This is a genomic window from Bradyrhizobium sp. GW821-FHT13H06 (assembly GCF_058803975.1).
Genome location: NZ_JBXAPN010000014.1, coordinates 1 through 25975, shown reverse-complemented (window position 1 = coordinate 25975; position 25975 = coordinate 1). Strand labels below are relative to the sequence as shown.

At 65.7% G+C, this 25975-nt stretch carries 24 protein-coding genes and 1 other RNA gene; 11 read left to right on the top strand and 14 right to left on the bottom strand.

All coding sequences use genetic code 11. The features are described 5' to 3' along the window. Positions 1 to 2: 2 nt before the first annotated feature. Entirely contained in the window at positions 3 to 992 is a 990-nt protein-coding gene (gene rsmH, locus AC1RQP_RS36145; RefSeq protein WP_239626448.1) for a 16S rRNA (cytosine(1402)-N(4))-methyltransferase RsmH, read from the bottom strand. A gap of 441 nt (positions 993 to 1433) precedes the next feature. On the opposite strand from rsmH, the gene AC1RQP_RS36140 reads away from it, so the two are divergent. Continuing rightward, the gene (locus AC1RQP_RS36140; RefSeq protein WP_492942108.1) at positions 1434 to 2297 is read left to right on the top strand and encodes an N-acetylmuramoyl-L-alanine amidase; all 864 of its coding nucleotides are present in this window, start codon (positions 1434 to 1436) and stop codon (positions 2295 to 2297) included. Between the two features lie 119 nt (positions 2298 to 2416). Here AC1RQP_RS36140 and AC1RQP_RS36135 read toward each other — a convergent pair whose 3' ends face one another. Both AC1RQP_RS36135 and AC1RQP_RS36130 read right to left on the bottom strand, forming a co-directional pair. After that, positions 2417 to 3649: an RNA polymerase sigma factor gene (locus AC1RQP_RS36135; protein WP_239626450.1), complete on the bottom strand. Its 1233-nt coding sequence runs from the start codon at positions 3647 to 3649 to the stop codon at positions 2417 to 2419. A gap of 136 nt (positions 3650 to 3785) precedes the next feature. After that, positions 3786 to 4139 carry a YciI family protein gene (locus AC1RQP_RS36130; protein ID WP_492942106.1) on the bottom strand — a complete coding sequence of 118 codons (354 nt, stop codon included), beginning with the start codon at positions 4137 to 4139 and terminating at the stop codon, positions 3786 to 3788. Positions 4140 to 4290: 151 nt separating this feature from the next. Here AC1RQP_RS36130 and rnpB point away from each other — a divergent pair. After that, an RNA gene (gene rnpB / locus AC1RQP_RS36125) (RNase P RNA component class A) lies at positions 4291 to 4708 on the top strand. Between the two features lie 184 nt (positions 4709 to 4892). Here the strand turns inward: rnpB and AC1RQP_RS36120 are convergent. Next, positions 4893 to 5606 carry an alpha/beta fold hydrolase gene (locus AC1RQP_RS36120; protein WP_271530903.1) on the bottom strand — a complete coding sequence of 238 codons (714 nt, stop codon included), beginning with the start codon at positions 5604 to 5606 and terminating at the stop codon, positions 4893 to 4895. 66 nt (positions 5607 to 5672) lie between these two features. Next, the gene (locus tag AC1RQP_RS36115; RefSeq protein WP_492942104.1) at positions 5673 to 6101 is read right to left on the bottom strand and encodes a DUF983 domain-containing protein; all 429 of its coding nucleotides are present in this window, start codon (positions 6099 to 6101) and stop codon (positions 5673 to 5675) included. Positions 6102 to 6180: 79 nt separating this feature from the next. Here AC1RQP_RS36115 and AC1RQP_RS36110 point away from each other — a divergent pair, with 79 nt between their 5' ends. Further along, positions 6181 to 7551 (top strand): aminotransferase-like domain-containing protein, encoded by a 1371-nt coding sequence (locus AC1RQP_RS36110; protein ID WP_492942102.1) that lies wholly within the window; start codon positions 6181 to 6183, stop codon positions 7549 to 7551. 1 nt (position 7552) lies between these two features. Here the strand turns inward: AC1RQP_RS36110 and AC1RQP_RS36105 are convergent, their stop codons facing one another. Continuing rightward, positions 7553 to 7816, bottom strand: a complete 264-nt coding sequence (locus AC1RQP_RS36105) for a hypothetical protein (protein ID WP_492942100.1) — start codon at positions 7814 to 7816, stop codon at positions 7553 to 7555. Positions 7817 to 8043: 227 nt separating this feature from the next. Between AC1RQP_RS36105 and AC1RQP_RS36100 the strand changes: the two genes are divergently transcribed. Next, the gene (locus tag AC1RQP_RS36100; RefSeq protein WP_239626460.1) at positions 8044 to 8787 is read left to right on the top strand and encodes a sulfite exporter TauE/SafE family protein; all 744 of its coding nucleotides are present in this window, start codon (positions 8044 to 8046) and stop codon (positions 8785 to 8787) included. Between the two features lie 259 nt (positions 8788 to 9046). Here AC1RQP_RS36100 and AC1RQP_RS36095 read toward each other — a convergent pair whose 3' ends face one another. The 4 genes from AC1RQP_RS36095 to AC1RQP_RS36080 all read right to left on the bottom strand — a co-directional run bounded on the left by AC1RQP_RS36095 (position 9047) and on the right by AC1RQP_RS36080 (position 15835). Beyond that, a complete protein-coding gene (locus AC1RQP_RS36095) occupies positions 9047 to 10453 on the bottom strand; it encodes an MATE family efflux transporter (protein ID WP_492942098.1) in 1407 nt (468 codons plus the stop codon). A gap of 54 nt (positions 10454 to 10507) precedes the next feature. Continuing rightward, positions 10508 to 12304, bottom strand: a complete 1797-nt coding sequence (locus tag AC1RQP_RS36090) for an ABC transporter ATP-binding protein (RefSeq protein WP_492942096.1) — start codon at positions 12302 to 12304, stop codon at positions 10508 to 10510. Positions 12305 to 12725: 421 nt separating this feature from the next. After that, positions 12726 to 14312, bottom strand: a complete 1587-nt coding sequence (locus AC1RQP_RS36085; protein WP_492942094.1) for a DHA2 family efflux MFS transporter permease subunit — start codon at positions 14310 to 14312, stop codon at positions 12726 to 12728. Between the two features lie 215 nt (positions 14313 to 14527). Next, positions 14528 to 15835, bottom strand: a complete 1308-nt coding sequence (locus AC1RQP_RS36080; RefSeq protein WP_492942092.1) for an HlyD family secretion protein — start codon at positions 15833 to 15835, stop codon at positions 14528 to 14530. A 195-nt stretch (positions 15836 to 16030) separates the two neighbouring features. Here AC1RQP_RS36080 and AC1RQP_RS36075 point away from each other — a divergent pair, with 195 nt between their 5' ends. Both AC1RQP_RS36075 and AC1RQP_RS36070 read left to right on the top strand, forming a co-directional pair. Then, positions 16031 to 16666, top strand: a complete 636-nt coding sequence (locus tag AC1RQP_RS36075) for a TetR/AcrR family transcriptional regulator (protein ID WP_492942090.1) — start codon at positions 16031 to 16033, stop codon at positions 16664 to 16666. A 43-nt stretch (positions 16667 to 16709) separates the two neighbouring features. Beyond that, positions 16710 to 17054 (top strand): DUF6665 family protein, encoded by a 345-nt coding sequence (locus tag AC1RQP_RS36070; protein ID WP_492942088.1) that lies wholly within the window; start codon positions 16710 to 16712, stop codon positions 17052 to 17054. 82 nt (positions 17055 to 17136) lie between these two features. Here the strand turns inward: AC1RQP_RS36070 and AC1RQP_RS36065 are convergent, their stop codons facing one another. Continuing rightward, a complete protein-coding gene (locus tag AC1RQP_RS36065) occupies positions 17137 to 18336 on the bottom strand; it encodes an extensin-like domain-containing protein (RefSeq protein ID WP_492942086.1) in 1200 nt (399 codons plus the stop codon). A 96-nt stretch (positions 18337 to 18432) separates the two neighbouring features. On the opposite strand from AC1RQP_RS36065, the gene AC1RQP_RS36060 reads away from it, so the two are divergent. Beyond that, positions 18433 to 18606, top strand: a complete 174-nt coding sequence (locus AC1RQP_RS36060) for a hypothetical protein (RefSeq protein WP_492942084.1) — start codon at positions 18433 to 18435, stop codon at positions 18604 to 18606. Positions 18607 to 18687: 81 nt separating this feature from the next. On the opposite strand, the gene AC1RQP_RS36055 is transcribed toward AC1RQP_RS36060, so the two are convergent. Continuing rightward, the gene (locus AC1RQP_RS36055; protein ID WP_492942082.1) at positions 18688 to 19590 is read right to left on the bottom strand and encodes a hypothetical protein; all 903 of its coding nucleotides are present in this window, start codon (positions 19588 to 19590) and stop codon (positions 18688 to 18690) included. 232 nt (positions 19591 to 19822) lie between these two features. Between AC1RQP_RS36055 and AC1RQP_RS36050 the strand changes: the two genes are divergently transcribed. The 3 genes from AC1RQP_RS36050 to AC1RQP_RS36040 all read left to right on the top strand — a co-directional run bounded on the left by AC1RQP_RS36050 (position 19823) and on the right by AC1RQP_RS36040 (position 22579). Beyond that, a complete protein-coding gene (locus tag AC1RQP_RS36050; RefSeq protein WP_492942080.1) occupies positions 19823 to 20107 on the top strand; it encodes a hypothetical protein in 285 nt (94 codons plus the stop codon). Positions 20108 to 20211: 104 nt separating this feature from the next. Next, positions 20212 to 20976: a DUF2147 domain-containing protein gene (locus AC1RQP_RS36045; RefSeq protein WP_492942078.1), complete on the top strand. Its 765-nt coding sequence runs from the start codon at positions 20212 to 20214 to the stop codon at positions 20974 to 20976. Positions 20977 to 21253: 277 nt separating this feature from the next. Further along, positions 21254 to 22579: a FecR family protein gene (locus tag AC1RQP_RS36040; protein ID WP_492942291.1), complete on the top strand. Its 1326-nt coding sequence runs from the start codon at positions 21254 to 21256 to the stop codon at positions 22577 to 22579. Positions 22580 to 22630: 51 nt separating this feature from the next. Here the strand turns inward: AC1RQP_RS36040 and AC1RQP_RS36035 are convergent, their stop codons facing one another. Further along, complete coding sequence (locus tag AC1RQP_RS36035; RefSeq protein ID WP_492942076.1) at positions 22631 to 23197, bottom strand: NUDIX hydrolase; 567 nt, start codon at positions 23195 to 23197, stop codon at positions 22631 to 22633. 65 nt (positions 23198 to 23262) lie between these two features. Next, positions 23263 to 24126 carry an archaetidylserine decarboxylase gene (gene asd / locus AC1RQP_RS36030; protein ID WP_197968177.1) on the bottom strand — a complete coding sequence of 288 codons (864 nt, stop codon included), beginning with the start codon at positions 24124 to 24126 and terminating at the stop codon, positions 23263 to 23265. Between the two features lie 35 nt (positions 24127 to 24161). Here asd and AC1RQP_RS36025 point away from each other — a divergent pair, with 35 nt between their 5' ends. Further along, on the top strand, positions 24162 to 25826 hold the full coding sequence (locus AC1RQP_RS36025) for an aminotransferase class III-fold pyridoxal phosphate-dependent enzyme (RefSeq protein ID WP_492942074.1): 1665 nt from the start codon (positions 24162 to 24164) through the stop codon (positions 25824 to 25826). The last annotated feature ends 149 nt before the right edge of the window (positions 25827 to 25975 follow it).

The following is a 25975-nucleotide window of genomic DNA, read 5'->3' as shown; positions in this document are numbered from 1 at the left end:
CGCTAGCCGCCCCTCATCACGTCGGAGAGTTTGGGCCAGGGCGATGCCTCGTCGGCCTCATGGGCCGGCGCCGCGGTGCGCTCGGCGGCGCGCAGCTTTGCGGAGCGCGCACGAGGATTGTGCGCAACTTCGTCTTCGCCGGCGACGACGGGCCGCCGCGTCAGAACCCGGAAGCTCGGCGTCACTTGCGCCACTTCCGGCAGATGCCGCGAACCGCCGCCGGTCCTGGAGCGCTCAGTGAGAAAATTCTTGACGATGCGGTCTTCCAGCGAATGGAACGAGACCACGACGAGGCGGCCGCCGGGCTTGAGCACGCGCTCGGCCGCCGCGAGCGCGGTCTGGAGCTCGTCGAGTTCCTCGTTGACGAAGATGCGCAGCGCCTGGAACGTCCGCGTTGCCGGATGAATGTCCCCCGGCTTTGAGCGCACCACCCTTCCGACGAGATCGGCAAGCGCGCGCGTGGTGGTGAACGGGGTCTCCTGGCGGTCCGCGACAATAGCTCGCGCGATGCGGCGCGAATGCCGCTCCTCGCCGAGGAGATAGATGATGTCGGCGAGATCGCCTTCCGACGCACGCGCGACCACGTCGGCCGCGGTCGGGCCCGTCTGCCCCATCCGCATGTCGAGCGGACCGTCGAGGCGGAAGGAGAAGCCGCGGCCGGCCTGGTCGAGCTGCATCGAGGACACGCCGACGTCCATCACGACGCCGTCGATCGCCTCGACGCCTTGCGCCGCGCAGACCTCGGCAAGACTTGAGAAGCGGCCCTCGACCAGCATCAGCCGGCCCGCGGAACGTTCGACCAGCTCGGCACCGCCGGCAATCGCAGTGCGGTCGCGATCAATGGCGATGAGTCGGGTTCCCGGCACTTCCAGGATCGCGCGGCTATAGCCGCCGGCACCAAAAGTGGCGTCGACATAGACGCCGCCCTCGCGCAAGGCGAGATGCGCGACGGCCTCCCGACCAAGAACGGGGATGTGCGGAACCGAGGTCATGCGTAACGCCTGCCGACCGACCGGCCTGACATCCAAGCAAGATCGGGGACGAACAAGCCCATAACGCCTCGAATCATTCCGCGTCGCGGCGGTTCCACGACAAAGCCCCTGTCCAGCATGGTTACCGAGCCCGGTCGTCCCAGGCCACAAACCCAGTGTTCCCAGTGGAATTTGTCGGGCAGCCATGGGATTTCGAGCCAAAATACGCTTTGGCCGCCTCCGGACGCGGGTCGGCACTTCATCCCTCAGTAACGGCCCTTAGCGTTAAGAAAGCGTTGCTCGACTCGATACAAGTCGTAAAGGTGACGAGCGGGGTGATGCCTCATCCACACACATCGCCGAAATGCATCCGTTAACCGCGCCGCGCGATTGCGTACGGTGGACGGTAAAGGAATAGTAAAGAGAAGGGCTTGCCCCACTCTCCGTTCGTTCGAGCTGCTCATGCCCACCGGTTCGTCCACACCGTCTGGATCTGATTCGAAGCGCCAACGCGTTCTCCCGGTTCCCAAGACCGTGGCGAGCCTGCGGACGTTCGAGCCTGACTCGTCGATCGTCTCGGACATCATCCCCTCGCCCAATTATGGCGAGCGCAACAAGGGACGGCAGCCGGACATGATCGTGCTGCACTACACCGGCATGCCCGATGTCGAGGGCGCGCTGGCACGGCTGTGCACGGCCGGCACCGAAGTCTCGGCGCATTATGTCGTGCTGGAGGACGGCCGCATCGTGCAATGCGTGCCCGAGGCTAAGCGCGCCTGGCACGCAGGCGCCTCCTCCTGGGCCGGCGAGGACGACATCAATTCCTGCTCGATCGGCATCGAGATCATCAATCGCGGCCATGACTGGGGCTATCCCGAGTTTCCGCTGCGCCAGATCGCCGCCGTGATCGCGCTGTGCCGCGGCATCATGCTCCGGCGCAAGGTGCCGTCCCACCGGGTGCTCGGCCATTCCGACGTCGCGCCCGCCCGCAAGAAGGACCCCGGCGAGAAGTTTCCGTGGCATTCGCTGGCCAATTCCGGCGTCGGCCACTGGGTCACGCCCGCCCCGATCGTGCGTGGTGAGACTCTGATGCTCGGCACCATCAGCGACGCCGTGCTGAGCATGCAGCAGGCGCTCGCCAGGTACGGCTACGGCGTGCCGCTGACCGGCAAATACGACGCCGCGACGATGGAAGTCGTCACCGCCTTCCAGCGCCATTTCCGTCCGGCGCGGCTCGATGGCGTCGCCGATCATTCGACGCTGTCGACCTTGCAGGCACTGCTGGCGAGCCTGCCGGCGGAAGGCACGACCGTGGCGTCGAAGTGACGGCGTAGGCCACATCCGCCGTCATTGCGAGGAGCTCTTGCGACGAAGCAATCCAGAATGTCTCTGCGGAAAGACTCTGGATTGCTTCGCTACGCTCGCAATGACGGAATGTGTGGCGACTACTCCATCTCCCTCATCCTTCGCGCATAGAGCCTCCGCAACGGCTCGAGCTGCGTCGACTCCGTTGCGGCACGATAGGCCTCGCGCGCCTGCTCCGTCCTGCCGAGCCTCCGCAACAGATCCGCGCGCACTGCGGGCAACAGCTCATAGCCGCGAAGCCCGCCGCGCGCGGTGATCGCATCGACGAGATCGAGCGCTCGTGCCGGCCCATCGACCATCGACACCGCCGCGGCGTGGTTCAGCTCGATCACCGGCGACGGGTTGATGCGCAGCAAGACCTCGTAGAGTCCCGCAATCTGCGGCCAATCGGTTTCCTCAAAGCTCGCCGCACGCGCATGCAGCGCAGCGATCGCGGCCTGCACCACATAGGGCTGCGGCCGGCCGGGCACGCGCAGCGCATCGTCGACCAGACGCAGGCCCTCATCGATCTGCGCGCGGTCCCACAGCGAGCGGTCCTGCTCTTCGAGCAGCACGATGTCGCCGGCCGGCGTCTCGCGTCCGGCGCGGCGGGCGTCGTGCAGCAGCATCAGGGCCAGCAGGCCCTTGATGCCGGCACGATCAGGCATCAGCCGATCGAGCAAGCGGCCGAGCCGGATGGCCTCGGCCGCAAGATCGGGCCGCATCAGGTCCGCGCCCTCGGTCGCAACATAGCCTTCGGTGAAGACGAGATAGATCACGGCGAGCACGCCATCGAGCCGCGGCGCCAGCGCGTCGCGCTCGGGCACCTCATAGGGGATGCCGGCGAGGCGGATCTTCTGCTTGGCGCGGAGGAGGCGCTGTGCCATCGCCTCCTCACCGACGAGAAAGGCGCGCGCGACCTGCGCCGTGGTGAGCCCGCACACCGTGCGCAGCGTCAGCGCGACCTGGACCTCGGGCGCGAACGCGGGATGGCAGCAGGTGAAGATCAGCCGCAGCATGTCGTCGTCGAGCGTTGCCGGCAGCTCGTCGGGGCCCAGCGCGTTCAGTTCGAGCTCATGCACCAGCGCCTGCTGCTTGCCGCGGAAGACGGCCTGGCGACGGATGCGGTCGATCGCCTTGTGCTTGGCGACATTGACCAGCCAGGCGCGCGGATTGCCGGGGACCTCAGACCCCGCCCAGCGTTCCAGCGCGACGGCAAAAGCATCCTGAAGCGCGTCCTCGGCGAGATCGAAATCGCCGACGAGACGGATCAGCGTGGCAAGCGCCCGCCCCGCCTCGTCGCGGAAGATTTTGTCGATCTCGCTGCGGGTCATGTCAGGCGATCACTCCCCTCTCGTCATTCCGGGGCGCGGCAAAGCCGCGAGCCCGGAATCCATAACCACGATTCGGGGATATGGATTCCGGGCCTGCGCCTTACGGCGCATCCCGGAATGACGAAGGTGAGAGTTGTCACTTCTCATACACCCAGATCGGCCGCACCTCGATCGAGCCGATGCGTGCGCTGGGAATCCGCGCCGCGATCTCGATGGCCGCATTCAGATCCTTCGCCTCGACCAGATAGTAGCCGCCGAGCTGCTCGCGCGTTTCCGCGAACGGACCATCGGTCGTCAGCGTCTTGCCCTCGCGCACGCGCACGGTCGTCGCGGTCGTGGTCGGCTGCAGGCGGTCGCCGGCCTTGAAGTTGCCGCTCTGGATGATGGATTGCGTGAAGGCCTGGTATTCGGCCAGCATCTTCTGGCTCGTCCCCGCGTCGTTCTTCGCGTACTCGACCTCATTCTGATAGATCATCAGCAGATATTGCATTGCTTCACTCCTGTTGCCCGGCTGTGTTGCCGACATCCAGTCGAACGGGACACGCACCAAACGACATCTTCAGGATAAATTATTCGCCGGCGAGGCGCGCGTCGCGATATCGGCTTGACGAAACCGTCACAAATGCCCCATGCGTAGGCCGTCAGTCGGCCGGACGGCCGCTCCGGCACGTGCTGAAAGGCCGCCGGGGAGGAAAGTCCGGGCTCCCTTGACATGCGGTGCCGGATAACGTCCGGCGGGGGTGACCCCAGGGAAAGTGCCACAGAGAACGAACCGCTTCCTCCTCGGAGGAAGTAAGGGTGAAAAGGTGCGGTAAGAGCGCACCGCGGTTCCGGCAACGGAGCCGGCATGGCAAACCCCACCGGGAGCAAAACCGAATAGGGACGGCTTAAGCGGGCTGTTCGCGCAAGCGATAACGCCGCGGGGCGATGTCAGGCCCGCCGTCCGGGTAGGTTGCTTGAGGCCATGTGCAAACACGGTCCCAGAGGAATGGTCGTCACGTATCGTTCGCGCAAGCGGACGGTGCCCTACAGAACCCGGCTTACAGGCCGGCTGATACTCTAAAGCGTTTTCGAGCGAAGTGGGTTTCCGGTTCGCGTGAAGAAAACGCGTCTTGCTCGGTAAGCGACGAGGGGTTCGGTGCCAACGCATCGGACCCCTCACCATTTGGCCGAGCGCGCAGTCCTTCAGCTGGTGTCATTCCGCGTTCGCGACTTCGTCGCGCCCCGGAATGACGAGCGGGAGTCAGGCGACGATCTTCTCCAGCACGCCCATCAAGGCCTCCGGCGCCGTCACGTTCGGCGCGTGGCTGGCGTCGAGCTCGACATAGCGCCAGCCGTCCTCGCTCTTCGTCCGCTTGGCGAACTGCCCGAACACGTCGCCCGGCGGGATGCGCGTGCAATAGATGTAGCTGCGCGGCATCGCCGGCTCGCCGTGCTCGAGCCTCAGCCTGGTCTCGAAGCACTTGATCGGCATTGGGACCCGGCGTGCATTGAGCCAGTCGAGATCGGCTTGGGGCGTGTCGGGCGGCGGCGGATTCGGCGGGATGCGATAGCCGTCGCCCGAGCTTGCCGCCCTTCGCATCGGCTCGCGGCCGCCCTCATTGAGATCGAACAGCGATTGGCCATCGCGCGGCACGAAGGCGTCGAGATAGATCAGCTGCGTCACGCGCTCGCGCGCGCGATCGGCGACGCCGGTCGCGACCATGCCGCCATAGCTATGGCCAAGCAGCACGATGTCGCTGAGATCCTCGAAGGCGATGACGTTGAGGATGTCCTGGATGTGCGTCTCCAGATCGATCGTGGGGCTTGCGAGATGCGCGCGCTCGCCGAGCCCGGTGTAGGTCGGCGCCACCAGGCGATGGCCGGCTTGCGCCATCAGCGGATGCATCTTCTTCCAGGCCCATCCGCCGGACCAGGCGCCATGACAAAGCAGGAAGGTCTTCGCGCGTGCGGCCATCGGCGTTTCCATCGTTCTTGTTGGTACGACGGAGTGTAGCGGCCGGGCGCGCGATGTAAACGCCGCTCAGGCCGCGCGGGTATCCGCCTCCACCAGGGCCGGTGCAAGCTCGGCGGCCTCGCGCCGCAGCTTGCTCGCCTCGAAACCGTGCATGCCCAGCTGCCATTGCAGCCCGACGATCGCGCCCTTGGTCGGTTGCAGCAGCGCGAGCGAGGCGAACAGCGTCACCGGCAGCCACACCGCGAGTTGCAACCATTCCGGCGGCGCATAGGCGGTCTCGACCGCGAGGATCGCCGGCACCACGAGATGGCCGACCACGACCATCACGAGATAGGCGGGAAAGTCGTCCGCGCGCTGGTGAAACAGCTCCTCGCCGCAATGGTCGCAGGCATCAGCCACTTTCAGGAAACGGCCGAACATGTGCCCTTCCCCGCAATTCGGACACTTGCCGCTGAAACCGCGCCACATCGCCTTTGCCAGAGAGACCGTCGCCATGACCACACCTCTTCCTTTTCGACGGTCCATACAATAATATCTTGCATCCATACATTCAAAGGATATGGGGCTAAATTGCATGGATTGGACCCCTACAATCTCGGAGCTGAGCGGCCCGCGCTATCAGCGCATCGTCGATGCGATGGAGGCCGACATTGCTGCGGGCAGGCTGGTGCGCGGCCAGCAATTGCCGACGCAGCGCGCGCTCGCAAAAGCCCTCGGCATCGACCTGACCACGGTGACGCGCGCCTATACCGAGGCGCGGCGCCGCGGCATCATGGAAGCCCGCGTCGGACAGGGCTCGTTCGTGTCGGAGACCAGCGCGCGCCGCGCGGTCGACCTGCCGCATCCCGTCGCGATCGATCTCTCGATGAACGTGCCGCCGCATCCGCTGGAGGCGCAGCTCGACGAGCGCATCATCGCCGGCATGGAAGCCATCCGCGCGCAATCGGGCCTGACGGCGTATCTCAACTATCAGCCGCCCGGCGGCAGCACGCATGAGCGCGAGGTCGCGGCGCGCTGGATGCGCGCACGCGTTCCGCATGCGCAGGCCGACAAGCTCCTGATCTTCCCCGGTGCGCAAACCATCCTGTTCAACCTGCTCGCCCATCTCGCGCGGCCCGGCGACATCGTTCTGACGGAAGCCCTCACCTTTCCCGGCATCAAGGCCGCCGCGGCACGGCTCGGCGTCAAGCTCGTCGGCGTCGCCATGGATGACGGCGGCATCCTGCCCGATGCGCTGGCGAAGGCGTGCCGCGCGCACCGGCCACGGGCCGTCTATCTCATTCCGACGCTGCACAATCCGACCACCGCGACGCTGTCCGCCGAGCGGCGCAATGCCGTCGCAAAGATCATTCGCGATGCCGACACGACCTTGATCGAGGACGACGCCTACGGCCTGCTCGAGCGCTCGGCGTCGCCGATCGCGAGCCTCATTCCGGAGCGGACTTATCTCGCGACCACACTGTCAAAATGCATCGCGCCCGCGCTGCGCGTCGCCTACTTGGTGACGCCCGACAGCAGCGCGCAACGGGACATGCGCACGTACTTGCAGGCGACCGTGCAGATGCCGGCGCCATTGATGGTCGCGCTGGTGACGCATTGGATCGAAAGCGGCATTGCCGATCGCATCATCGCCGCCATCCGCAGCGAGGCGGTCGGCCGCCAGCAGCTCGCGCAGCGCACGCTGAAGGGTTTTCAATTCCTGGCCAGGCCCGCCGCCCATCATCTGTGGTTGCGGCTGCCGGAAGGCCGGCCCGATATCGCGGCACATCTTCTGCGGAACGGACTTGCGGTCGTCGCCGGCGATGCCTTCACGGTCGACGGGGCACCGCCGCATGCGGCACGTGTCTCACTGGGGGCGGCGCGGAACAGATCGGAATTGGCGGAGGCGCTGCGCATCCTGGTCGGCGCGCTGCAGAAGCCTGCCGACACCAGGCAGATCGTCTAGATCATCGGCGATGACGGCGATGGCCGGAGCGCACGGGGGGTGCCGCAGGTGACGGATAGGCCTGCGATGCATACGCATCGCCCGGCGTTCCCCGCTGACCGAGAGCCGCACGCGCCGCAGGCGTGAGCTGGCCGCCGTTGAGCACATCGCGATCAGGATGAGCGGCCTGATAGGCCGCAGGCTCGGAAAACTGTGCCTGGGCCATTGTAGGCGTCAACGCGACCGCCAGCAGCGCGGCTGCAACGGCAATCTTGGTGCCGGTCATGGTCATTCTCCATCATCGCATTCAGGACTGACCGATCCGGGCGCATGATCGCGTCGGGCGGCCCCGGGATTGAAGTACGGCCATCATGTAGGCGTGTCTTCCGGGAAAGCCCGACGCGGCAGATCACGCTTGCGTGCAGCATGGATTGACCGGAACGGCAGCAAGCATGTTATGCGAGCGATGGCGGTCAGCCATCCGGGATCGCCCCTCGCGACAAGGCTAATCTGTTGGAAACGCTCACCTACGTCCTGCTGCTGTTCGGCGCGCTGGCCGGCGGCTTCGTCTCGGGACTGGCCGGGTTCGGCACGGCGCTGATGGCGCTCGGCATCTGGCTCTACGTCCTGCCGCCCTCGCTCGCAGTACCGCTGGTGCTGATCTGCTCGGTGATCGCGCAGATCTCGACGCTACCCTCGATGTGGAAAAGCTTCGACCTCTCGCTGGTCTGGCCGTTCCTGATCGGAGGCCTGATCGGAGTCCCGCTGGGAACCATGATGGTCGCCACGGCCGATCCGAAGGTATTCAAGCTGAGCGTCGGTGTGCTGCTCCTGATCTTTTCGAGCGCGCTTTATCTCAACAAGAGGCCCCTCGCCTTCAAGTTCGGCGGCAGGATCGCCGACGGAGCGATCGGCTTTGCCGGCGGCATTCTCGGCGGCCTCGCCGGACTCTCGGGGCCGCTGCCGATCCTCTGGGCCAACATCCGAGGCTGGAACAAGCACGAGCGTCGCGGCATCTTCCAGCTCTTCAACTTCACGGTGCTCGCCACCGCGCTGGTGCTGCAGACGGCATCAGGCCTGGTCGAACTGAAAGTGGTCTGGCTCGCACTGGTCGCGTTTCCGGGCACGCTGATCGGCGCATGGGCCGGCGCCCGGGTCTATCACGCCCTGAGCGACAAGCATTTCGGCGATGTCGTGCTCGGCCTGTTGTTCCTGTCAGGCCTTGGCCTCGTCTGGAACAGTGTTGGCACGCACTAAAGCGCGATGCGATTAGGTTTGACTGCTACAACGGAGGTGAACTCCCTCTCCCGCTTGCGGGAGAGGGCTGGGGAGAGGGGTGTTTCCGCGATGGGACAATCCCCTAGAGGAGAAAGCCCTCACCCGCGCCTTCGGCGCGACCTCTCCCGCAAGCGGGAGAGGTGGCACCGAGCCAATGGCAATCGATTCAACCTAAAGCCATTCCGCTTTAGCCCACGGCGCCGCAAATTGGCGGGAGACGTGGGGAGCAGGTCAACCGCTATGCGGGCGCACGCGCAGGAGGCGCGACAGGCTCAGCTTCCACTCGCTCCGCAGCCTCGTCCTGCGGCAACGGCGCGAAGCGCTTCCTGAATTCGCGACGCAACAGCCACAGGCTCAACGCGGCCTGGAGCGTCGTCGCCGCGATCGACAGGTACCAGACGTGCTCCATTCGGAAGCCTGGCCGCGTCGACAGCCAGATCGCCGGCAGCGAATAGGTGAAGACGCGCGTCGCCGAGCTCAGCAGCACAGGCTTGGTGTTGCCGAGGCCCTGGAACATGCTCGAGCAGGTGAAGATCAGACCCTGCGCCACCATGTTGAGCGAGATGATCCGCAGGAACAGGTAGGCGATCTCCATCGTCTCCCGGTCGTTCGAGAATCCGGCGAGCAGCAGCTCGGGCTTCAACTGCGCCAGCATCATGAAGCCGACCATCACGGCGGTGGTGATCAGCGCCGACTTGACGAAGGTTTCCCGCACGCGGGCGCCGTTGCCGGCGCCGACATTCTGGCCGGCGATCGGCCCGGCCGCCAGCGCCACCGCGAGCGCCGGCATCTGGATCAGGCCGAGCACCCGCTGCCCGATGCCGAATCCGGCCTGCGCCGCCGCGCCGAAATCGCGCAGCACGTAGTAGACCACCGCCATGAAGATGAACATCATCGCGAACTCGCCGCCGGCCGGCAGGCCGACATTGAGAATGCGCATGAGATGACGCGGCTGTGGACGCCACTGCGCCGGATTGAAGGTGACATAGCGCTCGACCTTGCGGAAATAGACAAGCAGCATCAGCGCGCCGATCGCGACCGCGATCGAACTCGCCAGCCCCGCGCCGGCAACGCCGAGCGCATAGCCGGTGCCCCAGCCCGAGATCAGCACCGGCGCCAGCGCGATATTGATGACGACCGCGATGACCCGCACCAACATGGCCGGGCGTACGATCCCGGTCGCGCGCAGGGCGGATGCCGTCACCTGCATGACGAATTCCAGCGCGAGCGCCGGCATGAACCACAACAGATAAGTAGTCCCCGCCTCGATCGTGGCCTCGTCCGCGGCGACCGAACGCATGTAGGCGCGCGACAGCACCGCTCCCGCGACCAGGGTCAACACGCCGAACAGCACAGACAGTGCAACCGCCTGGTTGAAGATCAGATTGGCATCGGGCCGATCCTTGCGCCCGACGGCGTGCGCGATCAGCGCCACCGTGCCGATGCCGAGCACCTGCATCAGTGCGTTGACGAGAAAGCCGGCATTGCCGGCCGCGGCGACGCCTGCCACGGCGGCATCGCCCAGGCCCGACACGAAGTACAGGTCGACCAGCTGGCAGACCATGATCGAGATCATGCCGGCCATGATCGGCGGCGTCATGGCCAGGATGTGTCTCACGATGGAGCCGTTCGCCAGGTCTTTCATGTCATTCACCTATGGCGGCGTGACGTCGGGACCTTCGCCCCGCCGCCGCGCGCCTCACTCCGCTGCGATCTGTCCGAGCTCCACCACCTGGCGCTCGAACAGGCCGCGATAGACGCCGTCTTGCTTGGCTGCGAGCATCGCATGCGTGCCTTGCTCGACGATCTCGCCGCGGTCGAACACCAGGATGCGATCGAGGCTCCTCACCGTCGACAGGCGATGCGCGATCACGATCGAGGTGCGGCCCTTCATCAGACGCTCCATCGCCTGCTGTATCAGCGCCTCCGATTCCGAATCGAGGCTCGACGTCGCCTCGTCCAGGATCAGCACCGGCGCGTCCGCCAGGAAGGCGCGCGCCAGCGCCACGCGCTGCCGCTCGCCGCCCGACAGTTTCACGCCGCGCTCGCCGACCAGCGTGCCGTAGCCCTTCGGCAGGCGCAGGATGAAATCGTGCGCGTTGGCAAGCCGCGCCGCCTGCTCGATCGCCTCGAGGCCGGCGCCGGGCCGGCCATAGGCGATGTTCTCCGCAAGCGTGCGGTGGAACAGGATCGGCTCCTGCTGCACGATCGCGATCTGGCTGCGCAGCGATTGCTGCGTGGCGTGCGCGATGTCCTGCCCGTCGATCAGCACGCGGCCACCGGTGACGTCGTAGAGCCGCTGCACCAGCTTGACGAAGGTGGTCTTGCCGGAGCCGGAGCGGCCGACCAGGCCGACGCGTTCGCCGGCGCGGATCTTGACAGACAAGCCGTCGTACAGCGGCGCGCGATGGCCGCCATAATGGAACGTGACGTCGTCGAACACGATCTCGCCGCCCTCGATCGCGATCGGCCGTGCGTCGGAAGCATCCGCAATGCCGATCGGCTCGTCATGGATCGCCACCAACTCGTCCATGTCGTTGACCGAGCGCTGGAGGTTGTTGATGTGCATGCCGACGTCGCGCAGATAGGCGTGAATGACGTAGTAGCTCGTCAGCACATAGGTGACGTCGCCGGGCGAGGCGTGACCTGACATCCACAGCAGCACCGATCCGCCGATCACGGACGCGCGAAGGCACAGCAGCAGGGCCAGCTGCGACATGGCGGTGTAGTTGTAGCGGAACCAGGTCCGCCGCACGCGAACGCGCCAGCGGTTGATGACCCGGGCGAGCCGCGTGTCCTCGCGCAGCTCCGCGCCGAACGATTTCACCACCGCGTTGCAGGTCAGCGCGTCCGCCAGCGTGCCCCCGACCTTGGTGTCCCAGGCGTTGGAGATGCGCGCCGCCGGTGCGATGTAGCGGGTCGAGAACACCACCGTGATCGTGACGTAGAAGATCGCCCCGACCGCGATCACCAGGCCGAGCGAGGTCCAGTGCGCGCCGATCAGGATCATCGAGCCGACCAGCACCAGCAGCGACGGCGCCAGAGCCATCAGGATGGTGTCGTTGAGCAGGTCGAGCGCCCACATGCCGCGGGTGATCTTGCGCACCGTGGATCCGGCAAAGGAGTTCGCGTGCCAGTCGGTCGAGAAACGCTGTACGCGCGTGAACGCGTCCTGCGCGACGTCGGACATGATCTTGAGCGTGAACGGCACGATCGCCTGGAGACCGACGAGACGCAGGACCATCGAGGCCGCGCCGAGCGCCACGATGGCGCCGAACGCGACCAGCGCCGCGTGGCGCGCATCCGGATCGGACGGACCACGGGTCAGCGCATCGACCAGATGTCCCGAGAATACCGGCATGAACAGGTCGGCAACGGTCGCACCCAGCAGCCCGCCGGCCACGATGAGGCCGCGCCCCGGCTGCTTCAGCCAGTGCCGGAACACGAAGGGCAGCACCACGCGAATCGCGGCGGGCTTCTTTGACAGAGCGGTCATGGCATCATCCGGCCGCACGCGCGGGCCGGCTCCATCGATGGACGCAAGCCGGCCGCGAAGGCCGGAACGGCGTCACTCAAAACTGACTTTGACTTGGGAAGCGGAGCGATCGGGACGCTGGGTCGAAACCTTGGCCCAATCGAAGCTGGCGGAAGAGGCCTCTAACAGGCCGCGTACATACCGAGCCAGGACATCATCGAGCGCGGGCGTACGATCTGCGAATGCGACGAAATCATGCAAATCCCTCCCGGTTCGAATGAATGAGGTGCGCTTTATAGATGTGTCGTTTGCTATTTGCAACGGGGCCCACGCGAGATCACGGACGAGTGTTGCAATTTGGTGCGCCTCGCCGCCGCACCAATCTCCGCCAAATGCTGGATCGCCCGGTCGCGCCCGGCGACGACAGCGAACGTGGAGCAGGCTAGTGCGCGTCGCCGCCGGCGCCGAACGGCGAGGCCGGCTTGCTCAGCAGCGCGACCAGCAGGCTGAGGCCGAGATAGAACAGCGTCAGCATGAGGAAGGTGTCGCCGAAGCTCATCACCACGGCCTGGCGATGCACGAGCTGGGAGAGCTGCTTCATCGCCATCAGCGTGGAATCGCCGAGCCCCTGGAATTTCTGCATGAACATGCTCAGGGTTTCGGTCGCGGTCGCGTTGCCCCAGGTCACGCGTTCCTGGAGGCGGGCGATGTGCAGGTCGGTGCGGTCGTTGAGCACGGTGTTGATGACGGCAAGACCCACCGCGCCGCCGAGATTGCGCATCAGGTTGAACAGGCCGCTCGCGTTCTTCACCCGGTCAGGTGGCAGCGTGCCGAGCGCGACGTTGTTGGTCGGCACCATCGCGAACATCATGCCGACGCCGCGCAGGATCTGCGGCACCAGCAGCTCGTAGAAATCGAATTCGCGGGTGATCCAGGTCATCTGGTAGGAGCCGATCGCGAATACGATGAGGCCGAACGCGATCATGTAGCGCATGTCGAGCGTGGCCATCAGCCGGCCGACCAGCGGCGCGACCAGGAACATGGTGATGCCGGAGACGAACATGGTCTCGCCGATCATCAGCGCGCTGTAGCCCCGCACCTGGGCGAGATAGAGCGGATAGATATAGGTCAGGCCGTAGAGGCCGATGCCGATGCAGAACTGCAGGGTGCAGCCGACGGCGAAATTGCGATCGGAGAAGGTGCGCAGATTGACGATCGGCTCGTCCACCGTGAACACGCGCCAGAAGAAGGCGATCGCCGAGATCGCGCAGATCCAGGCGCAGATCGCGACCGACGTATCCTGCATCCATTCATATTGCGGGCCTTCCTCCAGCACATATTCCAGCGTCCCGAGGAAGCTGGCCATGAACAGCAGGCCCCACCAGTCGAAGCGGTCGAGCAGTTCGAACTGCGGCTCGTCGAAATCGACCAGCGCCAGCACGCCGATGGTGATGCCGATGCCGGGCACGACGTTGACGAAGAACAGCCAGTTCCACGACATCAGGTCGGTGATGTAGCCGCCGACCGTCGGCCCGATGGTCGGCGCCAGCGTCGCGACGAGGCCGATGATGGGCCCGACGATGTGGAATTTCGTCCGCGGAAAGACGGTGTAGGCCGAGGCGAACACCGTCGGAATCATGCCGGCGCCGAGAAAGCCCTGAAGCGCGCGCCAGACGATCATCTCCTCGATGGTGGTGGCGAAGCCGCAGAGCAGGCTCGAGGCGGTGAAGCCGGCCGCCGAGATCGCGAACAGCAGCCGCGTGCCGAAGGCGCGCGACAGAAAACCGGACAGCGGGATCGCGATCACCTCGGCGATCAGATAGGCGGTCTGAACCCAGGAGACCTCGCTGGAGCTCGCCGACAGTCCGGCCTGGATCTCGCTGAGGGAAGCCGAGACGATCTGGATGTCCAGGATCGACATGAACATCCCGAACACCATGATGATGAACGCGAACAGCCGCTTCGGCGCAATGCGCTCCGAAGCGGGATCCGTCGTCATGGCAGGTGAAGCGGTGGTGGCGTTTGCCATGGTGTCAGCTCTGACTGGAGCAGGCTGCGAGTTGGGTACGCCTCTCCCGCTTGCGGGAGAGGTCGCCGCGCTCAAAGAGCGCGGCGGGTGAGGGCTCTATCCTCTTGGGGAATCTCCCTGGCGGAGACACCCTCTCCCCAACCCTCCCCCGCAGGCGGGGGAGGGAGCGCACCTGCGCTCGGGGTAAGAGTGCGTCGAGGTTCATGTCACCGCGCTTACTGCGGATGGACCGCGGGATCGTCGAGATCGACCTCGCTGTCGGCGTCGGCGGCGCCCTTGTTGGTGTCGACGGTTGCGTAGACCGACATGCCGGCACGGAGCAGATTCTGCTTCGCCACCGATTTCGGCACGCGGATGCGGACCGGCACGCGCTGCACGATCTTGGTGAAATTGCCGGTGGCATTGTCCGGCGGCAGCAGCGTGAACACCGAGCCCGCACCCGCCGCGATGCTGTCGACGACGCCGGAGAACTTGCGCATGCCGTAGGCGTCGACCTTGATCGTCACCGGCTGGCCGGGGCGGATGCGCTTGAGCTGCGTTTCCTTGAAGTTGGCGTCGATATAGATGTCGTCGAGCGGCACGATGTTGCCGAGGCGCTGGCCGACCGCGACGAAGTCGCCGGTGTTGACAAGGCGGTTGGAGAAGGTGCCGTTGACCGGCGCGCGCACCGCGGTGAAGGCGAGGTCGCGCTCGGCCTTGGCGAGCGTGGTCTTGAGCTCGGCGAGCTGGGCCTGGGCCTCGGCCTGCTGTGCCCTGGCGACATCGACATTGCTGACGGCAACGTCGTAGGCGGCCTGCGCTGCCTTGACCGCGGCGGCGCCCTGATCGCGTCCGGCTTCCGAGCTCTCGAAGGTGGCGCGCGAGGCAAAGCCCTTGCTGCTCAGCGCCTGCTGGCGCTCATAATCGAGGTCGGCGCGCTTGAGGCCCGCCTCCGCGGAGACGAGCTGCGCCTTGGCCTGCGCGACCTGGCTGTCGAGCGCGGCGACCTGGCGGCCGATGCGATCGATGGTGGCCTGCTGGGTCGCGATCTTGGTCGCGGCGGCTTCGACCGCGATCTTGTAGTCGCCGTCGTCGATGCGGAAGACGATGTCGCCGGCACGCACCGGCGTGTTGTCGCCGGGGAGGATCGCGGCAATGTGGCCGGCAACGCGCGCGCCGAGCATCGTATTGTTGGCGCGGACATAGGCGTCGTCGGTGGAAACATAGAAGCGGCCGACCAGCGTGTAATAGCCGGCGTAGCTCGCTGCCGCGAGCGCGAGGACGAGGCCGATGCCCATCAGGACGAATTTGCGCTTGCCGGAGTTGCGCGCACCGGCGGCGGGTGCGCCTGGCGCGGGTGCGGCCGGCTTGTCGGTCACGGGCTTTGGCGCCTCCGGGGTCGGACGTTTCGCTTCCTCGGCCACATGAGCGCGCAACTGCTCGGCATGAGGTGCGGATGTCTCGGACGCAGCATCGTCCCCCGACTGCTCCGCCACCGCGTCCTGGCGAAGGACGCGAGCAGTCTGGTCTCTCGATACGGCCATAAAGGCCTCCCCCAAATAGGTGCGATCGAGGGCGGCCGCTGCGCAGCCGGTTCCCTCTCGCTGATCCCAAGTATCATTGACCGAACCGTTCGGTCAATATAAACAATCTTCACGGACAGACCATACGACCTCGAAGGCTTTATTCGGGTTTCATGGACCTGATCCGGTCCAAAAACTTTCCGAGACTCTAAACCAATGGTTGTAGTTGCCAAGGAACATCCGCAGGTTGTCCATGAAGAGGACAGCTCCAAGCGCCGCCAGATCCTCGACGGCGCCCGCAAAGTGTTCATGGACCTCGGTTTCGATGGCGCCAGCATGGGCGAGATCGCGCGCGCCGCTCAGGTCTCGAAGGGCACGCTCTACGTCTACTTCGCCGATAAATCCGCGCTGTTCGAAGCCATCCTCGAGCAGGAAGCGCTCCAGCACGGCCAGGTCGTGTTCAATTTCGATCCCACCCGTGATGCCAAGACCACGCTGAAGGAGTTTGGCCTCGCCTACCTTCACCTGGTCTGCCGGCCCGGTGGCGGATCGGCGATCCGCACCGTGATGGCGATCGCCGAACGCATGCCCGATGTCGGCCGCCGTTACTATGGGCGCGTGCTGGACAAGTCCATCAACCGCCTTTCCGGTTATCTCAAGGCCCGCGTCGCCGCGGGCGATCTCGAGATCGACGATTGCGATCTTGCCGCCTCGCAGTTCATGGAGCTGTGCAAGGCCTCGCTGTTCCTGCCCTTCGTCTTCCAGGCCGCGCCCGCGCCTTCGGAACAGCGCATGACCGAGGTGGTCGACAGCGCAACGCGGATGTTCCTGGCGGCATACAAGACGAAGTAGCAGCGCGTTGCGCAGACGGGCCGGGCAGCACTATATTGCGGCCATGTCTCGTGATCTTCGCCCGCCGGTCGACATCCTCCACTATGAGATCGTCCAGGAACAGGCCTCGGCGCTTGGACGGATGGGCCGCGCACTCGAACAGAGCCTCGCGCGTTTGCGCGAATTCGACGCCGCCCACGCACCTTCGGAGGTTCCGGCCTCAATGCAGCCGGCCAGGCGCAAGCTGGTGATGGAAGCCGGCCACGCGCTTTGGATGTTCGTCGTCCAACGTGAGGCATCCGGCCTGCGCGACAGCCGCCACATCATGCGCACCTACAACGTTCCGGGTGAGGTGCAGCGATGCATGGGGCTGGCCCCGGCACCGTCAAGCCGGTCTCGTAGATCGTAGCCGGCAGGGAGCGAAGCGGAATGCGGGGACGATTGTCCCGGACTGCGCTTCGCTCCATTTCGGCCACGGGTGAAACGCGCCGCTATTCGTCGATGTACTCGTCTTCCTCGTGCTTGCGCGCCATGCTCCTGCGCGCACCGAGTGAACCGGTCACCGATGGCTCGCGCGCGCTCGCATAGGGTCTGCGCGACTGCGCGCGCGCGGCGACCTCCTCGCCGGACGCGGCGGCAGGCTGGCAGATCAGGCGGCGGCTGGCGCGGCGCATCAGGTCGACGTGAATGTGATCGTAGTGAAAGACGTTCGAGCCCGGCGCGAGCACGGTGGTGAAATGCGCACACGCTCCCGATTGCACGTCGCGGAGGAAACCCTGTTCCTCCGGCATGCCGCGCCAGCCGTCCTTCACCGTGACGCGGCGGCCGTCGGCCAGCACGAAGGCGGAGATGTCGAGCGCGTTGCCGAAGGCGTGCTCGGAGATGTGAGCACGCGAATTGCCGTTCATGCCGCGGCAGGAATAGGCGGAGATCTGCCTGATCTCGGCGACGCGGACGCCGAACCAGCGCATCGCCGAAGGCTGCACGGTGTCGGCGAGCCAGCGGTCGAGCTCGGATACGATCGGGCAGGCGAGCGTCGCCGTCGGCTTGATCGCGACGGGACCGACGGTTGTGACGGGATTGCCCTGCGCAGGGCCGAGACGTGGCAGCGGCTGCTGCGCAGGCGCCTGCGAGTAAGGCGCCGGCCGTGCCGGATAGCTCGGTGCGTTCATGTAGCGCGCCGCACCCGCGGCGTCAGTGCCGTCGGGCGGCAGGTCGATCTCGTCCTCCTGCGGCGCCACGCCGGGCGCGTTCAGCGATATCGGCCCGGTGCCATAACCGGCGGGCTGGCGCGCCGCGCTCTGGGGATAGTTCGAGCCTTGCGGATAGGTCGATGCCGGGTCGTTCTGGCTCTGCGGATAATTCGATCGCGGCTGCGTCACCGGCCAACGCGGCTGGCCGCCGATGCTGGCCGGCGGGCGCAGGGCCTCGTCGGCAAAGCCATAGCTGCTCGAGGGTTCGCCGATGGCGGCGACCTTGAGCGGAAACTCGGCACCGCACATGCCCGGGCCGGAGATCGGGTCGATGCGGACGAGATCCGGCCCCTCCTTCACCGCGCCCGATTTCAGGCATGCGGCTTCCGCCTCGGCCCGCCACGGTTCGCGTTCGGCCTGAAAGAAGCCGCGACCGCAACCCGCTAGCGAAACAAGGACGATGGAGCCGACGAGATACAAACGAACTCCGCGCGTCATGCACGCACGTTCGGTGAATTTACTTAAAGACTCTTCAACACGTTGATTTCAGCCTTCCTTAACCATGGCGGCCGCGCGCGCTGTCGGCTGCCGACGATGAGCGACAGCGAGACTGCCTTTTTCGCGAGGAGACTCTCTGTTAACCATGATGGTGGTGGCAGAGCGCGCGACCATCGGGAGCGACTCATGACGTTCGCCGGCAGACTGAGCGTTATCACCGCCTACCTCGCCATGGCCTTCGTCGGCGCTATCGTCCTCGGCATGATCTAGAAGCGTTCACCGACCGCATCACAGCCTGCCATCAGGCAGCCGAGGCTCTAAAGCGGTGTGAATGCCAGCCTGAGCCGGGTGCTAGCCAACCGAGCTCTGCATCAGCGAGTGAAACATCAGATATCGCGGCATGGCGCCGTGGACGAACAGCGATGCACCCGGGACCGCTGCGACGTTGGGGTCGGCAACGTCGAGGAAGCTCGACGACTTGCCGAGGTCCTGCCACCGCGGCAGCGGAATGTGGATCCCCTTGTTGAGGCGGAACTCCTGCACGACCTGGTTCAGCTTCACCGGCCGCTGGTCGTAGGTCAACACCTTCGGGGCGAAAGAGCGCAGCCCCTCACTCCTGTCCTTGCTCGTCGAGAAGCGGCCGTCATAGTCCCACACCTCTTTCAGAGCGGACTTGAGGCCCTTGGCTTTGTTCAGGAACGTGCTCATGTATTCCACGCCGGCACTGTAGCTCGCCGTGATCACTTCCTTGAGGTCCATATCCTCGTCTTTCCGTCCCGGAAAACGCTGGTCGCGGATATGTCTCAGGATCAACTCGATCAAATCCTTCCACTTGTCGGGAAACACGCCGCACGTTTCCGTCGACGCGAGGCTGAAGATCGGCATGATGAGCACGATCTTCTTGTTCGACGCGGCGAGCTGGGCGCCCTGCTGCTCGCAGTAGCGGTAGATGTTGTGCCAGCCGCCGGTCTGGTCCGCGTACTGTCCGTCGTCGTATCCGGCCCGTGGTGTGGGCAGCGGATGGAAGAAGATGAGCGCGCGGGTGAACTCGGTCGTGCCGTCCGGCACTACGGCGCATACGCGCGCCGGCAACCCTCTCGCGTATGCAAACACGAAATTCCTGAACCCGTTGTGCCCGGCCGTCCCCGACCGCAACACCCTGTCGGCCACGACCGTATCCGGAGCGGCGACCTGGAGCCTGTCGTTCGCCGGAAACGCCTTGGCGCTCGGGTGATCCTTGAGTTCTCGAATCATGGGGACGCTCTGCGTCTCGAGCGGCCTCTTTGGCTCCCGCTCGACTTCACGCGGCGAGCGGTGCTCCAGCTCCGGAACGTCTTTCACCATGCGTGACCCCTTGTTCGTCGTGGACGGAGGAGCGCGTCAGTGACGGCTGGCTGCGCAGGAAGGCAGAGCGATCAATTCAGAAGCCGGAGCGATCAACTTAATCGAAGGGCTACAGGGAGTCCAGAAGTCGAGGCGGTTGCAAATGGGCGAGAAGCGGACAGCGTCGTCGACACATCTCACGCGAATGATGGATGTCAGTTGCCCAATTGAGAAAGCCGCAACGATATTCATTCCCAAATTCATTCCCAAGTTCATTCCCAAGAACGCGTGGCACGGATTCACTACTCCCGATAACGAGTTGTTATTGCTCTGGGTCACGGCGCTTGCCGGTCTGGATGGCTTCTTCCGCAAGACCGAGCAAGCAGCGAGACGCTGTTACGACCGCGAGCCGCCCGACACTTCGCGCTGCGCGGACCGGCGGCCGTGACTTCAGTCACAGAGGGAGCGAGGCTTGCGGCCTAGGGTCGAACCACGCTCGCTGGCTTAGCGACATAGACCATACCCGCTCAAGGCTGCATCTTTGGAGGTCTCGTGAAGAAGCTCTATTTCGCCGCCACCGCGCTGTTGCTCGCTTCGACTGCATATGCCGGCAATTCGATCTCGTTCCAGATCGAAGGGCAGCGCATTCGCATCGAGACGCCGCGCAACTGCGCCTCGCTCGATTGCGTGACCATCGTCGCGCCGGGCCTGTCGGACAAGCCGATCAAGCTGAACGACATCAACCTCAAGGGCCTTGGCGGTTTCAAGGACGATGACCTCGACGCCACGCCGGCTCCCGCCCCCACGACGGCGCAGCCTGCGCCGGCTCCGGTCCCGGCGGCTGCGCCCACGGCGCCGGCCGTGACCCCGCCCGCCGCCCCGGCAGCGACCGTTGCCGCCGCTCCGTCCGTCGCCATCGACGCCACGCAACCTGCGCCCGCTGCTGCGCCTGCTGCGGTTGCCCCGCCCGCTCCCGTCGTTGCTGCTCCCGCGCCGGCCCCGGCTCCTGTTGCCGCCGCGCCCGTGGCGGCGCCGAACTCGCCGATCGGCCTGTGGGCGACCGAAGGCAACAAGGGCAATGTCCGCGTCGAGCAGTGCGGCGCCAATCTCTGCGGTTACGCCGAGAAGACCAATGCGCGCATCCTGATCAACATGAGGCTCGACGGCTCGACGTGGAGCGGCCGCATCCACGATCCCGACTCCGGCCGCAACTACGATTCCACGATCGCGATGAAGGGTCCGAACGCGATGCGCGTGCAGGGCTGCGCCTTCGGCGGCATGTTCTGCGGCGGCCAGACCTGGAAGCGCGTGAGCTGATATTACCACCGTGGGGCGATGCGAAGCATCGAACTATGGTGCGCAATTGCGCACCTGAGGATCTCGCTCCGCAGACCCACTCCAATTTCGAGATTTCGGGTTCGCGACGTCGTCGCGCCCCGGAATGACGAGCAAGAAGGCGACGCCACATTCTGGGCGAACGTGGCTTTCAAACGCCCCTCGCCCTGCGAAACATGTTCATCCGCCATTCAGCCAAACCCGGCTCATATCCGCAGCTCTCGCCTCGCGTTCTCACCGGGACTTTTTCGTGGATTTGATGGTGGCTCGGCGCCGCTTCGCGTTCGCGCTTGTGCTGCTGGCCTTGTCGCTGGCCGGCGGCAACGCGGCTTGTGCATTCGAGGCCTTCGAGCTCGCCCAGACGCAACCGCAAGCACAGCCGCTACCCGGCCCCTCCCCGACGCCGTCGGCCTCACCGACGCCGTCTGTAGACGCGCAGCCCGCCGCCGTCGAGCCGATCGGCAACGTCGCGACGGTGACGGGGATCGCCACCGTGATCCGCGACAAGAACTCCTATCCGCTGCGCGTGCGCGACGACATCTATCTCAACGACGTGGTGCAGACTTCGTCGAACTCCTCGCTCGGCATCACCTTCAACGACGCCACCACGTTCAATCTCTCGGCCAGCGCCAAAATCACGATCGACAATTACGTCTACGAGGACGGCGGCAGGCAGAATTCGGCGATCTTCGACGTCGGCAAGGGCACGGTTGCCTTCGTGGCGGCAGCGGTGGCGAAGACCGGCGACATGAAGATCACCACGCCGACGGCAACGCTCGGCATCCGCGGCACCACCGGCGTCGTCGAGGTGCCGGAAGGCGCGGCGGCGAGCAGGGCCAGCAACGTCAACATCAAGCTCTATCCCGACGCCGATGGCCGGGTCGGCCACATCGACGTCGACGACCGCACCAGCGGCACGCGGCTCGGCGCGCTGACACAGGCGTCCAGCGGCTTTGCGATCCGGCCGGGTGCGGGCGGCGGCGTCATGCGCTTTGCCGCGGTACCGATCACGATTCCCGCGCAGCAGATCGCGCGCGACCGCGGCTTCGTCAGCCAGGTGCATCTGGCACAAACCACGGGCCGCCAGATCGTCACCGAGCAGCGCGACTTCCGCCGCGCCAATCCGGGTGCACTCAGCCGCATTCCGCGACCGGTCCAGCCGCAGCAGCAGCAATTGCGGCCGAATAAGCCGCCGGAACAACAGCGACCGAACGGCCAGCCTGGCCAGAACATCCGTCCGGGTCAGCAGCAGCCGGGTACGCCTGACCGGCGAGGCGCGCAGCCGCCGCAGCGGCAGGGACAAGGCGGCGCCATGCAGCCGGGTGGCCGGCGCGCAGGCCAGGGACAGCAGCAGGGCCAGCAGCAAGGCGCAGGTCGCCCGACAGGCGCACCGCGCCGCGGAGAAGCAACGCAGCCGGGCGCCGCGCCGCAAACCCGGCCGCAGCGCGATGGACAGATGCAACCCCAGCCCGGCGGAATCGTGCCGCCGCAGCCGGGCATGCAGCGCCCCGGTGGATTCCAGCAGCGCCTCGCACCGCCACGAAGACCGGCGCCTTCTCCGAGGGAGAAGAAAGAGCGGCGGTGACGGCGCCGCCCCTCCGTCATTGCGACCGCGGCAGAGCGGCGTGAACAGGTCTCACGCCTCGCCGCGCAGCCACGCCCTCACCTTCTGCAGCAAACCGTGGCGCAGCTCGTCGACGGACGCCGCCTCGGCCGGAGTCAGCGTCTGCAAGGCGGTATCGATGTCATCGGCCGCTTGCGCCGGCTCGGGCGGCGGCGGCGACGCTGCCAGCCCCGCCGCCGCAAGCGCGATCGGGCCGACCTGGTTGAGGAACGCGCGCTCATATTCGCGCGACAGGCGGGCAATCGCATCGTCCAGCGTCAGCCAGTCGACCGCCTTGATGTCGTTCATCAGCTTGCGGACCGGTCCGCCGTCAGCTTCCATCCGCCAGAAATGCACGACCTTGGAGCGCCCGCCGGACTGATAAACGAGGGTGCCCAGAAATTCGTGCACGGCAACCTCGTGGCCGGTCTCCTCCAGCACCTCGCGGTGCGCAGCTTCCTTCGGCGTCTCGCCGTCGTCGAGCTTGCCCTTGGGGAGGACCCATTCGTTGCGCTTGCGCTGGCGCACGACCGCGATCAGCGGCGCCGAGCCACGCCGCAGCACAATACCCCCCGCGGCCAAGACCGGCGCCCGCGCCATCGCTCACACATCCAAATCGTCGTCCCCGACAGACGATATAGCCAGCGGGGACGGCAGATTGAAGGCTAGTTTCTCCTCAAGAGCGCTTGACCCGCGCGAATGCGCGAACCCTCGGCGATGCCGTCGCAAAAGTTGAAATCGCCGGGCGCCAGGATGATGATGGTCGAGCCGTGCTCGAACCAGCCGAGCTCCTCGCCCTTGGCCACGTTGACGTCACAGGGGAAATTGACCGGCCCCTTCGTCTGCGCGTTCAGCACCATGTCGAGGAAGTGCAACCGGATGCTCGCGACCAGGATCGCCGCAACGGGCACGAGTGTCACCGCCTCGCCGGTAGAGAGGTGGGTGCGGATCACCGCGCGCTCGTTCTTGCAGAACAGACGCTCGACGCGCTTGAGCGCGATCGGGTTGACGTTCCAGACGTCGCCATGGATCAGCGTGACGCGTTCGATATGGGCGTCATAGGGCGCGTGGAAGCGGTGATACATGCTCGACGTCAGCCGCAGCGTGACGAAGGAGCCGTTGCGGTGCTGGTCGACCAGCGCGGAATCGCCGAGCAGGTCGAGCAGCGAATAGGGCGCACCCTTGACCTGGAACAGCTCGGTGTCGGCGATCTTGCCGTGGGCGCCGACGATTCCATCAGAGGGACTCGCCACCACCGCCGGATCCGGATCAAACGGCCGCAGGCCCGGCTTCAGCTCCCGGGTGAAGCAGTCGTGCAGGCTCTTGAAATGCGTCTTGCGCGCCTCCGACAGATCGAGGTCCGAGAACAGCTTCCACAGCGCAATCGAGAAGTCGCGGACGAGCGGATTCTCGACCTTGGAGAACCAGCCCATGAAGCGGGTCAGGGCCGCGCGGGGGATGCGGTTGGTCAACAGGAAGTTGAGGTCTTCCTGCTGGGTGAAAGAGGCGATGAGGGCTTTGACTGTCATGAATCTGTCAGCTCGCAGGGTTAGCGCTTGTTGTCATGGAAACGACACTCCCGATTCTCTCGATGTCCGTGGCCGCCGCAGCGTCCGCTGCCGCCGCCTTCCCGAAGCTCAAGGCGCGCATCGAACTCTCCCGCGCCAAGCACCGGTCGCTCGCCGGGCACTCCAAGATGTCGCGCCGGGTAGCGCGGCTGCTGCCGTTCTACGAGTACGGAGAGAACGACTATTTCTCCTGCGACGGTGCGCCCGCGAACATCGCCGCGCAACGCAAGGACGGCTTCTTCCGCCTCGCCCGCCTCTACGCCGAGCGCTACCCGAAGGGCCGCGCGATGACGAAGGAGGCGGCGGAGAAAATCTCCGACCTGAACTTCACCGAGAGCTACCGCGTGCCGTTCCAGTTCTCGCGTCTCGTCCGCGAGCACCTGGGCACCTCGACCTTCATGGAATCCTCGCGCGGCGTCACAGTCACCGACGTCGACGGCAACACCTCTTACGATCTCACCGGCTCGTACGGCGTCAACATCTTCGGCAACGACTTCTACAAGGAATGCATCGAGGGCGCCGAGAAGCGGGCGCATGCGCTCGGACCGGTGCTCGGCCCCTACCATCCCGTCATCCTCGACAACGTGACCCGGCTCTGCCGGATCTCGGGCCTCGACGAAGTGTCGTTCCACATGTCCGGCACCGAAGCCGTGATGCAGGCGGTGCGGCTGGCGCGCTACCACACCAAGCGCACGCATCTGGTCCGCTTCGCCGGCGCCTATCACGGCTGGTGGGGCGACGTGCAGCCCGGCGTCGGCAATCCTATCCCCGCGCACGAGACCTACACCCTCGCCGAGATGTCGGAGAAGACGCTGCACGTGCTGAAGACGCGCAGGGACATCGCCTGCGTGCTGGTCAATCCGCTGCAGGGCCTGCATCCCAACGCCAACGCGCCCGGCGATTCCTCGCTGGTCGATTCCTCCCGCGGCGGCAATTTCGATCGGGCCGCTTACACGGAGTGGCTGAAGAAGCTGCGCGAAGTCTGCACCGAACGCGGCATCGTCTTGATCTTCGACGAGGTCTTCGTCGGCTTCCGTCTCGCCGCCGGCGGCGCCCAGGAATATTTCGGCGTGCGCGCCGACATGGTGACCTACGGCAAGAGCCTCGCCGGCGGTCTGCCGGTCGGCGTGGTCTGCGGCAAGAAGGAATTGATGCGCCGCTTCCGCGACGATCGTCCCGCCGACATCTGCTTTGCCCGAGGCACTTTCAACTCCCACCCCTACGTCATGACGGCGATGGACGAGTTCCTGAGCCGCCTCGCCAGCCCGAACTTCCGCGCGGTCTATGACGGCCTCGAGGAGACCTGGAACGGCCGCGTCCAAAAGCTCAACCGGATGATGGAGAGCGCCGACCTGCCGGTGCGGTTCGCCAACTTCTCCTCGATCTGGACGGTGAAATACACGACGCCGTCCCGCTACAACTGGATGCTGCAATACTACCTGCGCGCCGAGGGCCTGGCGCTGAGCTGGGTCGGCACCGGCCGGCTGATCTTCAGCCTCAACTACACCGACGCCGACTTCACCGAGGTCGCCGAACGCTTCGTCCGCGCCGCCGAAAAGATGAAGGCCGACGGCTTCTGGTGGCACGACGGCGTGCTCACCAACAAGAACATCAAGCGGCAGATCCTGAAAGAGATGCTGGCGAAGCGCTTCGGGCGCTGAGGGCAACAGTCCAACCACATTCATCGTTGTTCCGGGGCGAGGTCTCTCCTCCCCCTCTCCCCGCTTGCGGCAGGGCAATCGCATATGGTGCGCACGGTGCGGCGGCATCGGCACTAGGCTCCCTCCCCCGCTTGCGGGGGAGGGTTGGG